Annotated in this window: 16 protein-coding genes; 12 read left to right on the forward strand and 4 right to left on the reverse strand. The window is 39.6% G+C overall.

The window, feature by feature from the left end; translation table 11 throughout:
• The first annotated feature begins 235 nt into the window (after positions 1-235).
• From pdhA to lpdA, 4 genes are all read left to right on the forward strand, one after another.
• Complete coding sequence (gene pdhA / locus MHB38_RS07440; protein ID WP_007498599.1) at positions 236-1,351, forward strand: pyruvate dehydrogenase (acetyl-transferring) E1 component subunit alpha; 1,116 nt, start codon at positions 236-238, stop codon at positions 1,349-1,351.
• A gap of 3 nt (positions 1,352-1,354) precedes the next feature.
• Positions 1,355-2,332 (forward strand): pyruvate dehydrogenase complex E1 component subunit beta, encoded by a 978-nt coding sequence (gene pdhB / locus MHB38_RS07445; protein WP_007498597.1) that lies wholly within the window; start codon positions 1,355-1,357, stop codon positions 2,330-2,332.
• A gap of 108 nt (positions 2,333-2,440) precedes the next feature.
• Entirely contained in the window at positions 2,441-3,784 is a 1,344-nt protein-coding gene (locus tag MHB38_RS07450) for a dihydrolipoamide acetyltransferase family protein (protein WP_216099279.1), read from the forward strand.
• Between the two features lie 4 nt (positions 3,785-3,788).
• Complete coding sequence (gene lpdA / locus MHB38_RS07455; protein ID WP_003211097.1) at positions 3,789-5,201, forward strand: dihydrolipoyl dehydrogenase; 1,413 nt, start codon at positions 3,789-3,791, stop codon at positions 5,199-5,201.
• A 125-nt stretch (positions 5,202-5,326) separates the two neighbouring features.
• Here lpdA and MHB38_RS07460 read toward each other — a convergent pair whose 3' ends face one another.
• Entirely contained in the window at positions 5,327-5,707 is a 381-nt protein-coding gene (locus tag MHB38_RS07460; RefSeq protein ID WP_223255627.1) for a hypothetical protein, read from the reverse strand.
• Between the two features lie 317 nt (positions 5,708-6,024).
• Between MHB38_RS07460 and MHB38_RS07465 the strand changes: the two genes are divergently transcribed.
• A complete protein-coding gene (locus MHB38_RS07465) occupies positions 6,025-6,144 on the forward strand; it encodes a GapA-binding peptide SR1P (RefSeq protein WP_003212464.1) in 120 nt (39 codons plus the stop codon).
• Positions 6,145-6,187: 43 nt separating this feature from the next.
• Here MHB38_RS07465 and MHB38_RS07470 read toward each other — a convergent pair whose 3' ends face one another.
• Positions 6,188-7,660: an aminotransferase class I/II-fold pyridoxal phosphate-dependent enzyme gene (locus MHB38_RS07470; protein ID WP_017367175.1), complete on the reverse strand. Its 1,473-nt coding sequence runs from the start codon at positions 7,658-7,660 to the stop codon at positions 6,188-6,190.
• Positions 7,661-7,850: 190 nt separating this feature from the next.
• On the opposite strand from MHB38_RS07470, the gene MHB38_RS07475 reads away from it, so the two are divergent.
• Positions 7,851-8,120, forward strand: a complete 270-nt coding sequence (locus MHB38_RS07475) for a UPF0223 family protein (RefSeq protein ID WP_008345089.1) — start codon at positions 7,851-7,853, stop codon at positions 8,118-8,120.
• A 30-nt stretch (positions 8,121-8,150) separates the two neighbouring features.
• Here the strand turns inward: MHB38_RS07475 and MHB38_RS07480 are convergent, their stop codons facing one another.
• Positions 8,151-8,786, reverse strand: a complete 636-nt coding sequence (locus tag MHB38_RS07480; protein ID WP_008345087.1) for a DUF1054 domain-containing protein — start codon at positions 8,784-8,786, stop codon at positions 8,151-8,153.
• A gap of 287 nt (positions 8,787-9,073) precedes the next feature.
• Between MHB38_RS07480 and MHB38_RS07485 the strand changes: the two genes are divergently transcribed.
• The 6 genes from MHB38_RS07485 (at position 9,074) to MHB38_RS07510 (ending at position 13,300) form a co-directional block, all read left to right on the forward strand.
• Entirely contained in the window at positions 9,074-9,262 is a 189-nt protein-coding gene (locus tag MHB38_RS07485) for a hypothetical protein (protein WP_008345085.1), read from the forward strand.
• A gap of 133 nt (positions 9,263-9,395) precedes the next feature.
• Positions 9,396-10,202 (forward strand): inositol monophosphatase family protein, encoded by an 807-nt coding sequence (locus tag MHB38_RS07490; RefSeq protein ID WP_224563282.1) that lies wholly within the window; start codon positions 9,396-9,398, stop codon positions 10,200-10,202.
• A 183-nt stretch (positions 10,203-10,385) separates the two neighbouring features.
• Entirely contained in the window at positions 10,386-12,239 is a 1,854-nt protein-coding gene (locus MHB38_RS07495) for a hypothetical protein (RefSeq protein WP_341003008.1), read from the forward strand.
• Positions 12,229-12,492: a hypothetical protein gene (locus MHB38_RS07500; protein ID WP_008345079.1), complete on the forward strand. Its 264-nt coding sequence runs from the start codon at positions 12,229-12,231 to the stop codon at positions 12,490-12,492. The genes MHB38_RS07495 and MHB38_RS07500 overlap by 11 nt, the downstream gene beginning before the upstream one ends.
• Positions 12,492-13,010, forward strand: a complete 519-nt coding sequence (locus MHB38_RS07505) for a sigma-70 family RNA polymerase sigma factor (protein WP_029575466.1) — start codon at positions 12,492-12,494, stop codon at positions 13,008-13,010. Before MHB38_RS07500 ends, MHB38_RS07505 begins: the two co-directional genes overlap by 1 nt.
• Positions 13,007-13,300: an anti-sigma factor family protein gene (locus MHB38_RS07510; protein ID WP_008345075.1), complete on the forward strand. Its 294-nt coding sequence runs from the start codon at positions 13,007-13,009 to the stop codon at positions 13,298-13,300. The genes MHB38_RS07505 and MHB38_RS07510 overlap by 4 nt, the downstream gene beginning before the upstream one ends.
• 44 nt (positions 13,301-13,344) lie before the next feature.
• Here MHB38_RS07510 and MHB38_RS07515 read toward each other — a convergent pair whose 3' ends face one another.
• Positions 13,345-13,980, reverse strand: a complete 636-nt coding sequence (locus tag MHB38_RS07515; RefSeq protein ID WP_017359387.1) for a hypothetical protein — start codon at positions 13,978-13,980, stop codon at positions 13,345-13,347.
• Between the last annotated feature and the right edge of the window lie 92 nt (positions 13,981-14,072).

The following is a 14,072-nucleotide window of genomic DNA, read 5'->3' on the forward strand; positions in this document are numbered from 1 at the left end:
ATTTTTCTTGTTGTAAACTATTCCTTGTTAACAGAAGTTGTATTAGTTTTTTGTGAACTATCGTTAATACAGTTAGAAAAACTCAAAAGCAAGCGATCATCCAATGTTTCGACAATGATCTTTGTGGCTATTATATACAGGAGTCATATGAGCATTTTGGGTTATCCTATATCTGTATGTATAAATGGATTCACGACAAATTGACTGTTAAAAGAAAGGAAGAGGTGACTTTAGAATGGCTGCAAAAACAAAAAAAGCAATTGTTGATAGCAAAAAGCAATTCGATGCCATCAAAAAGCAGTTTGAAACGTTCCAAATTTTAAACGAAAAAGGCGAAGTCGTAAACGAAGCGGCAATGCCAGATCTTTCAGATGACCAATTAAAAGAATTAATGCGCCGTATGGTGTTTACACGTGTATTAGATCAACGTTCAATTTCATTGAACCGTCAAGGACGTCTTGGCTTCTATGCGCCAACAGCTGGACAAGAAGCTTCTCAGCTTGCAACTCACTTTGCACTTGAGAAAGAAGATTTCATTCTTCCAGGATATCGTGATGTACCACAATTAATCTGGCATGGTCTTCCACTAACAAAAGCATTCTTGTTCTCTCGTGGACACTTTGTTGGAAACCAAATGCCTGAAGATGTGAATGCACTTTCTCCGCAAATCATTATCGGTGCACAAATCATTCAAGCTGCTGGTGTAGCTCTTGGTTTGAAAAAGCGCGGTAAAAATGCTGTTGCAATCACTTACACTGGTGATGGTGGAGCTTCACAAGGTGATTTCTACGAAGGTATTAACTTTGCAGGGGCTTACAAAGCGCCAGCGATTTTTGTTGTCCAAAACAACAGATATGCGATCTCTACACCTGTTGAAAAGCAATCTGCTGCACAAACGATTGCACAAAAAGCAGCTGCAGCTGGTATCGTAGGCGTACAAGTTGACGGTATGGATGCATTAGCTGTATACGCAGCGACTGCTGAAGCTCGTGAGCGTGCTGTAAATGGTGAAGGTCCAACATTAATTGAAACTCTTACATTCCGTTACGGCCCACATACAATGGCTGGTGACGATCCAACAAGATATCGTACAAAAGAAGATGAAAATGAGTGGGAGCAAAAAGATCCATTGGTACGCTACCGCAAATTCTTGGAAAACAAAGGCCTTTGGTCTGAAGAAGAAGAGAATAAAGTCATCGAAGATGCAAAAGAACAAATCAAACAAGCAATCAAAGAAGCTGACGAACAGCCTAAGCAGAAAGTCACTGATTTGATTGAAAACATGTACGATGTGAAACCATTTAACTTGGTTGAACAGCTTGAAATCTACAAACAGAAGGAGTCGAAGTAAGCCATGGCGCAAATGACATTGATTCAAGCGATCACTGATGCGTTACGCACAGAACTGAAAAATGACGAAAACGTTCTTGTTTTCGGAGAAGACGTTGGTAAAAACGGCGGCGTATTCCGTGCGACTGAAGGATTGCAAAAAGAGTTTGGTGAGGATCGTGTATTCGATACTCCACTTGCTGAATCTGGTATTGGCGGTCTTGCAATTGGCCTTGGACTACAAGAATTCCGCCCAGTAATGGAAATTCAATTCTTCGGATTCGTTTACGAAGTATTAGATTCTGTTTCTGGACAAATGGCTCGTATGCGTTACCGTTCTGGTGGACGCTGGCATTCTCCAGTGACAATCCGTTCTCCATTTGGCGGAGGAGTTCACACACCTGAGCTTCACGCTGATAGCTTAGAAGGTCTTATTGCACAACAGCCTGGTATCAAGGTTGTTATTCCTTCAACACCTTACGATGCAAAAGGACTATTAATTTCTGCAATCCGTGACAACGATCCGGTTGTATTCCTTGAGCATATGAAACTTTATCGTTCTTTCCGTCAGGAAGTTCCTGAAGAAGAGTACACAATTGAAATCGGTAAAGCTGACGTGAAACGTGAAGGTTCTGACCTTTCAATCATCACTTACGGTGCAATGGTTCACGAATCACTTAAAGCTGCTGAAGAACTTGAAAAAGAAGGCGTTTCTGCTGAGGTCGTTGACCTTCGTACAGTGAGCCCGCTTGATATTGAAACAATCATCGCTTCTGTTGAAAAAACAGGTCGTGCGATCGTTGTTCAAGAAGCACAAAAACAAGCTGGTATTGCAGCAAACGTAGTAGCTGAAATCAATGATAGAGCAATTCTTAGTCTAGAAGCACCAGTACTTCGTGTAGCTGCACCTGATACTGTATTTGCTTTCTCTCAAGCTGAGAGCGTATGGCTTCCAAACCATAAAGACGTGCTTGAAACAGCTAAGAAAGTTCTTGAATTTTAATTAAATGACAGAGGGGAAAAGAATTTATTTCTCTTCCCCTTTATCAATTACATGACTGTGTAATGTTGACAGAACAAGGGTTTAACATAATCTAGGAGGCGAAAAACAGTGGCATTTGAATTTAAACTTCCGGACATCGGAGAAGGTATCCACGAAGGTGAGATCGTTAAGTGGTTTGTAAAACCAAACGACGAAATCAATGAAGATGACGTTTTAGCAGAGGTACAAAATGATAAAGCAGTTGTAGAAATTCCTTCACCTGTTAAAGGAAAAGTATTAGAATTAAAAGTTGAAGAGGGAACAGTTGCAACTGTAGGACAAACAATCATTACGTTTGATGCACCTGGTTACGAAAATCTTCAATTTAAAGGCAGCGAAGAAGAAGGCGAAGCGAAAACTGAAGCTCAAGTACAAGGTACTGCTGAAGCTGGTAACGAGCCTGAAAAGAAAGAAGTTGCTCAAGAAGAAGCGGCAGCAGCAACTGGTGCTGGCGCACAAGAGCAAGTAGATGCTGATCCTAACAAACGCGTTATTGCTATGCCATCTGTACGTAAATATGCGCGTGAAAAAGGCGTTGAAATTTACAAAGTTGCAGGTACTGGTAAAAATGGCCGCGTGCTAAAAGAAGATATCGACAGCTTCCTTAATGGCGGTTCTGCAGCAACTCAAGAAGCAGCACCTCAAGTAGCTGAAAGTGCGAAAGAAGAAGCAGCTCCAAAAGCGGCAGCAGCTCCAGTTCTAGAAGGAGAATTCCCAGAAACTCGCGAGAAAATGAGCGGAATCCGCAAAGCGATCGCAAAAGCAATGGTGAACTCTAAGCACACAGCTCCTCACGTAACATTAATGGATGAAGTTGATGTAACAAACCTTGTTGCACATCGTAAACAATTCAAACAAGTTGCAGCTGATCAAGGAATCAAGTTAACTTACTTGCCTTACGTTGTAAAAGCTCTAACTTCTGCTTTGAAAAAGTACCCAGTACTTAACACTTCTATCGATGATAAAACAGATGAAGTTGTTCAAAAGCATTACTACAACATCGGAATTGCAGCTGATACTGAAAAAGGCTTGCTCGTTCCAGTTGTGAAAAATGCAGATCGCAAAGCGATTTTCGAAGTATCTAATGAAATCAACGAGCTTGCAACAAAAGCACGTGATGGTAAATTGGCTCCAGCTGAAATGAAGGGTGCATCTTGCACAATCACAAACATCGGTTCTGCTGGTGGACAATGGTTTACTCCAGTCATCAACCACCCAGAAGTAGCGATCCTTGGTATTGGCCGTATCGCTGAAAAAGCGGTTGTTCGTGATGGCGAAATCGTTGCAGCTCCAGTCTTAGCTCTTTCCCTAAGCTTTGACCACCGTATGATTGATGGAGCTACTGCGCAAAATGCCCTTAACCACATCAAGCGTTTATTGAATGATCCACAATTAATTTTAATGGAGGCGTAAATTCATGGTAGTAGGAGATTTCCCAATCGAAACAGATACTCTTGTCATCGGTGCAGGTCCTGGTGGATATGTAGCTGCTATTCGTGCTGCACAGCTAGGACAAAAAGTAACAATCGTTGAAAAAGGAACACTTGGCGGCGTATGTCTAAACGTCGGCTGTATCCCTTCAAAAGCATTGATCAATGCTGGACATCGTTTCGAGAATGCAAAGCATTCTGAAGACATGGGTATCAAAGCTGAAAACGTAACAGTTGATTTCACAAAAGTTCAAGAGTGGAAAGCTTCTGTTGTCAACAAATTAACAGGTGGAGTTCAAGGTCTTCTAAAAGGAAATAAAGTAGACATCGTCAAAGGTGAAGCTTATTTCGTAGACAGCAACTCTGTACGTGTCATGGATGAAAATTCAGCGCAGACTTATACATTTAAAAATGCAATTCTTGCAACTGGATCTCGTCCAATCGAATTGCCTACATTTAAATACACAGACCGCGTGATCAACTCAACTGGTGCTTTAGCGCTTAAAGAAGTACCTAAAAAGTTAGTTGTCATCGGTGGTGGATACATCGGTACTGAGCTTGGTACTGCTTATGCGAACTTTGGAACAGAAGTTGTCATCCTTGAAGGTGGAGACGAAATCCTTCCAGGTTTTGAAAAGCAAATGAGCTCATTAGTGAAACGTAACCTGAAGAAAAAAGGCAACGTTGAAATTCACACAAACGCTCTTGCAAAAGGCGTTGAAGAAAAATCTGACGGTGTCACTGTTACTTTCGAAGTAAAAGGTGAAGAAAAAACTGTCGATGCTGACTACGTACTTGTGACTGTTGGTCGTCGTCCAAACACAGATGAGCTTGGTCTTGAGCAAGTTGGTGTTGAATTGACAGACCGCGGAGTTGTCAAAACTGACAAACAATGCCGTACAAGCGTTTCAAACATCTATGCAATTGGTGACATCGTTGATGGACCACCACTTGCACACAAAGCTTCTTACGAAGGTAAAATTGCTGCTGAAGCAATCGCTGGAGAGCCAGCTGAAATTGATTACCTTGGTATTCCTGCTGTTGTATTCTCTGAGCCAGAACTTGCAACTGTTGGATACACTGAAGCAGAAGCAAAAGAAGAAGGAATCGACATTGTTGCAGCGAAATTCCCATTCGCAGCAAACGGACGTGCACTTTCTCTTGATGCAACTGATGGCTTCATGAAAATGATCACTCGTAAAGAGGATGGTCTTGTGATCGGTGCACAAATCGCAGGTGTTGGTGCTTCTGATATGATTTCAGAGCTTAGCCTTGCAATTGAAGCTGGTGTGACAGCTGAAGATATCGCAATGACAATTCACGCTCACCCAACTTTAGGTGAAATCACAATGGAAACGGCTGAAGTAGCAATCGGAAGCCCAATCCATATCGTAAAATAATGAACGTTGAAATCCTCTCCACACGGAGAGGGTTTTTTTATGTATGTGAAACCTCGCTGAAAACGAAAAGCCCTCATGAGCTGAGGGCTTTTTTCATATGGATATATAAGTGCAAAGTCGAACCGTTAATTTGTATTCACTCGATCTAATGCTTGGCATATGGGTGATAAGATATCCTCTTTACTTCGGACATTACCTTCCACCTTCACAATGACCTTTTCATTATTGACAAGTAAAATAGCCGGCAGTTCGTCTACTTCATTTTTCCAGCCTTTACGATCTTCTTTGACAATCATCTTGGACATTTCCTTCGGATATTCATTTTTTAAATCGAGCACTGCGTCATAATAAGGACTTTCTTTATCAAGATTTTCTGCATCAGTAAAAAAGAGAATTCTTGGTTTTTGAATATGACTGACCTGGTCTGTCTGATTCGGTATGATATACGCAAATGAGCATGAACTAAGTACAAAGAGCATAGGGAATATAATGAGAAGGGTCCTCATAAAATTCAATCTATTCACCTCAAAATCCTTTGGGGTTGTACCAACATTTTTAGGAGCCAGTTCCCTGTTAGTCACTCTAGTGTATCACGTCCTTTTTGACAATTTTCGATTGTTACTCAATTGTTACAGAATTGATATGAAGCAAAATACATTTGAAACGTTTCCTCAATATGATGAGAAAAAAACATATTTTTATAAAAAATGATTAAATGTGTCATACAATTAACCGTTGACAACTTAAATATGACATCATATTATAGAGATATGAAATAGATTAAACGCTTTCAAACTTTGAGTAAAGAAAAGGGGAATGTACTGTGGGTACAATTATTTGTCAAGATTGCAATGAAACCATTGATCAATTTGAAAATGAAAAAGTGACAACACTTTATGGAACATGTGGTCACTGTCATTGCTGTGATGAAGCCTCTGAATAAATAAAAAAGCATGCAGCTCCAATTGGGGCTGCATGTTTCTTTTTTATAAAATGGCTTTTTGTTCTTTAATGACACGAATCATATCTAGTGTGGAATCTTCTGGTCCTTGAACAGGAAGACCGATTTCGATATTTTTAAAGATATAGGAGATATTTTCTTCTGTGATGATTTCACCTGGTATAAAAATAGGAATACCAGGCGGATAAACCATGACAAATTCTGCAATGATACGGCCAGCCGCTTCTTTAAATGGAATGACTTCCGTTGTTGCGTAAAAAGCGTCACGCGGTGTCATCGCAAGCGAAGGGATCTCAGGCAGTAACACTTCTGTCACGGCTTGTTTGCCGCCTTGACGTGCAGAGGTTGCCGCAATTTCCTTCATAGCCGTTACAAGCGTATCAATCGTCTCATCACAATCGCCAGGCGTCACGATACATAAAATGTTGTATAGGTCAGAGAGCTCTACTTCAATTCGGTAGCTTTCTCTCAGCCATTTCTCCACATCATGGCCATTCAGTCCAAGGTCTTTAATGGAGATGATTAATTTTGTTGGGTCATAATCGTAAGTAGAAGGTGAACCGAGAATTTCTTGACCAATACAAGTAATACCTTCAATTTCGTTTAAACGAGTTCTTGCTGATTCAGCTAATCGAATGGCTTCATCTGCAAGTGCCTTTCCTTCAGTCGCTAATCGCTTTCTAGCGACATCCAGGGAGGCTAAAAGCAAATAAGAAGTAGACGTAGTTGTCAGCATGCTTAAAATAGATTGTACTCGATCCTTTGAAACAAGCCCTTCTTTTATATTTAAAATCGAGCTTTGGGTGAGAGAGCCGCCAAGTTTATGCACACTTGTTGCTGCCATATCAGCTCCCGCCTGCATCGCAGACAATGGAAGCTCATCGTGAAAATGAATATGCACACCATGTGCCTCATCTACAAGAACAGGTACGTCATATGAATGAGCAATGTCTACAATGGTTTTTAAATCAGCTGAAATGCCAAAATACGTTGGGTTAATCACAAGCAGCCCTTTCGCATCTGGGTGTTTAGTCAGCGCTTTTTTAGCTGACTCTGGCGTGATGCCATGAGAGATGCCAAGCTCTTTGTCAATTTCCGGGTGAATAAAAACAGGTACTGCACCAGAAAATACAATAGCAGACATAATCGACTTATGGACATTACGTGGAACAATAATTTTGTCTCCAGGACCACAGACGGTCATCACCATTGTCATGATCGCGCCGCTTGTTCCTTGTATAGAGAAAAACGTATGGTCGGCACCAAATGCTTCTGCTGCAAGCTCCTGTGCTTCTTTGATCATTCCTCGAGGCGAATGTAAATCATCAAGAGGTTCTATATTAATAAGGTCAATGCTTAATGCATTGTCTCCAATGAATGCTCTAAATTCAGGGTCCATTCCGGCTCCTTTTTTATGGCCTGGAATGTGAAATTGGACTGGATTGGTTGAAGCGTGTTTTTTTAGTCCAGTGTATAAGGGTGTATCATGTTGTGACAATTGCTTTCCCACCTTCATCGAAATACCTGCTATTATTATCCCAATAACAGCAGATTTCATTGCATAAAACAAAAGAATTATATTATGAACTGATCGGAATGTAAAGCATAAAATCAATCGGATTCTGATCAAACAGATGCTATAATAAAAGTTCAAATAAGAAATGTGGATTAAAGTGAGGGACAAGTAAATGGAATATCAATATCCAATGGACGTCGACTGGACAACTGAAGAAAAGATGGCGGTCATTTCATTTTTTCAAGCCGTTGAAAAAGCCTATGAAACAGGAATTGCGAAACAAGCGTTACTAGAGGCTTATAAACGATTTAAAGAAGTTGTACCATCAAAAGCAGAAGAAAAGACGCATTGTGCGGCGTTTGAAAAGGGAAGTGGGTATTCCCCTTATCGAACAGTAAAAAGCGCAAGAGAGGCTGAAGAAACAGCTATGATACGGATGTAAAAAACGAGCCTATCTATATAGGCTCGTTTTTTATACAGATTCTTTTTGTGTAAAGCGGTATAGATAAGTTACTGTGCGGAAGGCATCTTCAATTTTTGATAAGAATTCTTCATTATTCATTTGAACAACTTCTTCTCTAGGAAGCTGGATGCCGCAAAGGAGTTCGGCCTTTTTGACTGTTTGAACACGTTCAAATAGTGTTCTCAGCTGTTCAGCATCAAGTTCGCTGTGGCGGAGGACGTCCGGTTTCATATGATCCTTAGACCAAACAAAGTCTTGCGGTATTTTCTTTTGGATCGTGTCCAGCTCTTTTTCGAATAGTTGCCCATATTCACCTTTTACTGGAGATTCATAAATGAGCGCAAACCATACAAATACATGAGTTTTCCAAAGCCCAATTTGAAAATGAGGGAGCTTTTTATACCCACGCTTACTGTTAGCGAAAGCCACCCAAGTGTCATTTGGCGGGTTGACTGATCTTCTTGCATGTTTTGCCACGTGGACAAACATTTCGTCTCCTGTAATAGAAGAAAGAAGCGGTGCAAAATGTTCACCAAGTGCTTCAAGCTTTGGTCGGACTCTCTCTTTTAATACGGTCATACGTTCATCTAAACCGTCTACTGTGAATGTTTCAAAATCTTCATCTCTAAAACGCATTTCACTCATGTTATGCCTCCTGTATCTTTTCGCTGATCATATTTTATCATAGCTTGGGTCAAGCTCAAAAAAAGATGCACTTTAAAGACAAAGATAGCAGGGATCTTGGTTCGGCGTTTAAAAACTTCGATTTTGTGGTACATAACAAATAGGTAAAAACACAATTTTCAGAATGTCGTTGCGGTTATGCGATCGCTTCATACGATATAAGCAAGAACCATTTCTCTTATCGATTGTATTTTTTATCAATGAAAACTGACAAGGAATGAATCATTCTCTGGAAGGGGCGTTGACCAATGAAGCAAATCGTGAAGCATGGGTATAGACAAGAGAAGAAGAATCGCATCGCTGTGTGGAGATTAGAGGTTGATTATGAGCTTTCTACGCTTCATGAAGCCATCGAGCAAAAAGATGATATCCAGGTAGAACGCAGCAAACGAAAGCTTGAGCGCCTAAGAAAAGAATGGGAGCAGCTTCAAGGGTAAAACAAGGTGAGGTAAAAACGAACCAATTCATCGGTTCGTTTTTGTATGAAGCTGCTTTTTTCTTGCTTTTACGTACATAATATCAGTATGCTAATACAAATAGGTACTACATAGAAAAGAGGTTTACAGTCCGATGACAAACTGGGTGGAAATTGACCGACTTGCAAAGCTTTGGGTAAAAGAAGCGGGTAGCCGCATTAAAGCATCCATGCAGGAAGGTCTATCAATTGAAACAAAATCAAATCCAAATGATCTTGTCACAAACATCGATAAAGAAACAGAACGTTTCTTCATTGAAAAGATACAGTCGACATTTTCAGATCATCATATTTTAGGAGAAGAGGGCCAAGGGGAAGAAGTGACCTCTCTTGACGGGATAGTATGGATCATTGATCCAATTGATGGCACCATGAACTTTGTCCATCAAAAACGAAATTTTGCCATTTCAATTGGGATATTTGAACATGGTGTGGGGAAAATCGGTCTTATTTATGACGTCATCCATGACGAGCTCTATCATGCAGTCAAAGGAGAAGGGGCGTATATGAACGATACCTTACTCCCGCCTCTAAAAGATGTCGCCATTGAAAAAGCCATTGTCGGCATTAACCCAACATGGGCGATTGAAAGCCCTCATTTTGACGCTAAGCCGTTTGCCCGTCTCGTACGCGATGTGAGAGGAACACGAACGATTGGGTCAGCTGCACTTGAACTAGCTTATATTGCAAGCGGAAGAAGCGACGCATATGTCACGTTAAGGTTAGCGCCTTGGGATTATGCGGCTGGATGTGTGTTACTTGATGAAGTAGGCGCTGTTTACTCGAATATTCACGGAGAACGCTTGACGTTTCTAGAGAAAAATAGCATTGTTGCTGGAAATCGATCCGTCTGTGAAAAAATCTTGCATGATTACATAAAGGGAAGCGGAAATAAACAATAAACAACATCACTTCATGAGAATGAAGTGATTTTTTGTATTTGATGAAACTTTTTGACAAGTCAAATGTCTATACGAACGAGGCCTTAATTTGAAGTAAAGGATTGTGTAGCGATGTTTGATTTGTTTAGTGATTTATCCCTCCATTTTGAAAGGTTTTTTATTTTAAATGAGTACAGTATCCACATGATTCAATGGTGTGTGCTTGGACTATTTGTCCTTTTTATTACACTTCCCATATGGAAAGAAAAGAAGAGTCGTTATGTATTTTATGCTGGAATCATATTAAGAGTAGTTCTGCTAGGGAGTATGACACTTGAGATGATCCACCAAGTGCTAGCTAGACAGTATACGATCGAAACATTTGAAGTGCTGACAGATTTCATGCAATTTCTCATCTATGGATATGTCTTGCTTGCATCACTTTTCTATGTGATTTCTCTTCCTTATTTAAAAAATAGGGGCATGTTTTTTGCGTTTGATTTATCTGTGTTACTTCTGCCTTTATGTCAAACGGTATTTATTGTGTTAGTTGAAAGCAAAAAGTTCTTTCTCAGCGGTGATACGGAGCTGGTATGGAGAGATTTAATCATCATTTTGCTTATGATTGGCTTTGCCGCTTTGGTACTTCACCTATTCTTTCGTTTGTTTTGGCATCAGAAGTGGAAAGAATTGCTGTTTTTCTATGGCCTGATTTTCGCTGCGCTGCTGTATATTTTTTATCCTTCTATCTCGAAGCATGAGCTGCAATCTTCGTTTAAATCCATTGTGATTTTAGTAGCGGCCGCAGGAAGCTTTATGACCTTACATTTGTTATGTGCGTTACTACAAAACAAGGTGAAGTTGAGACAGTGGGGTGCTTGGGGAATTGTCGTCTTTTTTATGCTGATGCTGAACCCGATCCTAAATCTCCCACATATCATGTTTCAATTTACTAAAACGGAACTGACAGATACTTTCTCAGAAGAATATCGCCCTTTATCTGAAGCAAGTGCAAAAGCATTCGCTTCAAAGTTTGTACCAGCGGATACTTCATTATATTCAACGGCTAGTCAACAGCCGATCTCTTATTACTACATGTTTGCAGCCGATCAGTATGAAGTGAATGTTTCTGCGTTTACAGGTGAATTAAACAGCTATTTTTATCATGGTCGCGCAAAGGGTCAGCATTTGACCGATAAAGAATATAGGGAAAAAACCATTGAATTTTTTGAAAGAAGCGGCCGATCCGTTGATCTAGACCGTATTCATGTAGTGATTGAAAAAGAAGACGGGGAGACAAGCGTTCTTCTTTTGCCAAAAATGTCTCAGAATAAAGATGAGAGCTTAGCGTTTGCCACCTGGCAAAAAGAGACGCTTCGACAAGCACAATATGGGAACGCCATCTTTCAATTGAAGGATGTAGACGGGATCAATTTAACAAACAAAGAAATGAAAACGAAAATTAATCGTATTTATAAAAAGTTAAATTTACAGCCACCAGCTTACCAGATCACAGACGTTGATGCTTTTTATTTTGAATGGCAGCATGAAGTGACGGTAAAGACAGCCGATCAATCTGAATTTCTGTTTAATGGTTCAACGAAAGAATTGCTGAAAATACAGCTATCAAAAGCGATTCTTCAACAGAAAAAAGGAAATATCAGTGACGAAGATTTGTTTGAAATGATAGGGGAACAGTCAAAAGACGTGAAGACAGAAACAGGAACTCGTGAACACAAACAATATACTTTTCACGGGTCATCAAATTTACTTCATGTGACGAGAGATGCCGATGGAATTGAGTTGAATTGGCAATCAGACTCTTCTTTACCGCATACGGTATCGAATCAAGAACGTGATGAAGTCTATCAGCAAGTTCTCAAAAAGTATGAACCTTATACCATCTATAAAAAACAAATCAAGCCGGTGAGAATGATCGACAAAGAGGGAAAAATGGGCATTTCGTGGTTTGTGATCATTCAAACCTTCGGATCGAATGAGCGGAAAATATATGAAGTAAATGAACGAACAAAAGAGGTGCAACGTTTTGACAGATAAAGAAAAACAAGCCATCTTTCAAGACTTATATGAATTGTATCAGGAAGGGGAGCTTGGAGAAGAGGCTTCTAACTGGATGAAGACGCATGAAAAGCAGTTTCAGCATTCTGTTAAGGGAAATGAGTTTGCTCCTGCCCACACTGAGGATCAGAACGATTATCTCGAATTAAAACGCATGAAGTGGTTTATTTCTTCGTTATACTTCTTTTTTATCGTTTTATCAATTTGGATGACTGTGTGGTTTTATTTTTGATGTCTAGACCGACCAATCAAATTGAAAAAATATATGAAGAATATTTTCAGGAAATCACCAAATATTTATATCGCAGAACGGGAAATGTCGAAACAGCCAAGGACCTTGCGCAGGATGTATTTATCAAGGCACTGCATGGATTATCCTCTTTTAAAGGACATTCAAGCATTAAAACATGGCTTTACACCATTGCTTATCATACATTTGTCAACGACTATCGCCGAAAAATAAAACGAACTTTTACGGATGTAGAAAATGCTGATTTTTTAGAGCAACAGATATTCATGACACCTGAAGACCATTTAGAAACTCAAGCTGATATTCAAAGGCTCTGGAGCCAGATCAATCAATTGAAGGATTCTTACCGAGAAGTCCTCATTTTAAGAGATATTCAGGAATTATCGTATGAAGAAGTAGCGGAAATTTTGAATTGGACTTTACCTAAAGTAAAGACAACCCTTCATCGAGCAAGATTAGAGCTGAAACGAAAGCTACATTGTGAGGAGTTCAACAAATGAGCTGTTATTTGATTGAAGAACTATTACCACTTTATATAGAAGGGGACACGAGTGAAGAAACAAATCAATTAGTGAATGAGCACTTACGTTCATGCAAAAAATGCCTTCATCTATATGAAGAAATGAAAGAACCAGTCTCTATTGCAAAGTCAACAGATTTCATACCGTTCATAGATGAAAAAGAAGAAAAAAGAAAGTTTGAAAAGCGCTACTATGGAAAACTGTTATTAAGGGCAAGTATCGTTTTTAGTATCGTCTATCTCATCATGCTCTTGATCTATTGGATATAAGAAAGAACCCCCATCTGGATGAACCGGATGGGGGTTTTTTGAGCTTAGTTCAATTTTTCTTTAGCAATTTGAACTGCATCATAGAACGTTTTTAATTGCTCTTGAGGAATTTTCTTAAGCAATTGGTTGAAAACAAGTAATTCAGTAGAGCTGAATCCAAGACCTTTAGCGATTTTAGAATCAATTACAACGTTTCCTTTTTTGTCTAGAACAAGTGCATCACCAGCAAGATCAGCAATTCTGATCACTGATTTGAAAAGCTTTTCGAATTTAGTTGCTTCTTCTTTAGTAAGACCAAGTTCAACAGCTTTTTCTGCATCAAAAACTAATTTTCCTTTTTCGTTTTTAGTGATGCTTTCACTGAAAACGATTGTAAGAACAGCTGCGCGATCTAAGAATTTCTCAGCAGTCGCCGCTTCTTCTTCAGTCAGACCGAGCTCAACAGCTTTTTTCACATCAAATGTGTAGTTGTTGTCTTCCTCAACAAATGAATTGATGAGAATGCTGATAACACGCTCGTTTTTCTCCAATAAATCTTTAATAATTTGTTGCTGCTCAAAAGGAATCCCTTTGAAAGTTGCAGCACTTGCTTGCCCAGGAGCTACTGTTGTGAAAGTAAAAATGATAGCTAAAGCGAAAAATACAACAGAGCTGAGCGATTTGCTCAAAAACTTCTTCATGCTTCTTTTCTCTCCCTTTTCTGTTAAATTTTGTTGCAATAACAGCATACCATGAGAAACTTTGTGGAAGAATAGGAAAAATGTAACTTTGT

The organism is Bacillus sp. FSL K6-3176, assembly GCF_038003325.1.
In the GTDB taxonomy this organism is placed as follows: Bacteria; Bacillota; Bacilli; order Bacillales; family Bacillaceae; genus Bacillus; species Bacillus altitudinis.

Bases quoted from the DNA above. Each gene is read 5' to 3' on its own strand.
- MHB38_RS07505 (WP_029575466.1), top strand. From the start codon at position 12,492: ATGTCTAGACCGACCAATCAAATTGAAAAAATATATGAAGAATATTTT.
- MHB38_RS07510 (WP_008345075.1), top strand. From the start codon at position 13,007: ATGAGCTGTTATTTGATTGAAGAACTATTACCACTTTATATAGAAGGG.
- MHB38_RS07490 (WP_224563282.1), top strand. From the start codon at position 9,396: ATGACAAACTGGGTGGAAATTGACCGACTTGCAAAGCTTTGGGTAAAA.
- lpdA (WP_003211097.1), top strand. From the start codon at position 3,789: ATGGTAGTAGGAGATTTCCCAATCGAAACAGATACTCTTGTCATCGGT.
- MHB38_RS07480 (WP_008345087.1), bottom strand. From the start codon at position 8,786: ATGAGTGAAATGCGTTTTAGAGATGAAGATTTTGAAACATTCACAGTA.
- MHB38_RS07515 (WP_017359387.1), bottom strand. From the start codon at position 13,980: ATGAAGAAGTTTTTGAGCAAATCGCTCAGCTCTGTTGTATTTTTCGCT.
- MHB38_RS07475 (WP_008345089.1), top strand. From the start codon at position 7,851: ATGGAATATCAATATCCAATGGACGTCGACTGGACAACTGAAGAAAAG.
- MHB38_RS07495 (WP_341003008.1), top strand. From the start codon at position 10,386: ATGATTCAATGGTGTGTGCTTGGACTATTTGTCCTTTTTATTACACTT.
- MHB38_RS07460 (WP_223255627.1), bottom strand. From the start codon at position 5,707: ATGAGGACCCTTCTCATTATATTCCCTATGCTCTTTGTACTTAGTTCA.
- MHB38_RS07485 (WP_008345085.1), top strand. From the start codon at position 9,074: ATGAAGCAAATCGTGAAGCATGGGTATAGACAAGAGAAGAAGAATCGC.
- pdhA (WP_007498599.1), top strand. From the start codon at position 236: ATGGCTGCAAAAACAAAAAAAGCAATTGTTGATAGCAAAAAGCAATTC.
- pdhB (WP_007498597.1), top strand. From the start codon at position 1,355: ATGGCGCAAATGACATTGATTCAAGCGATCACTGATGCGTTACGCACA.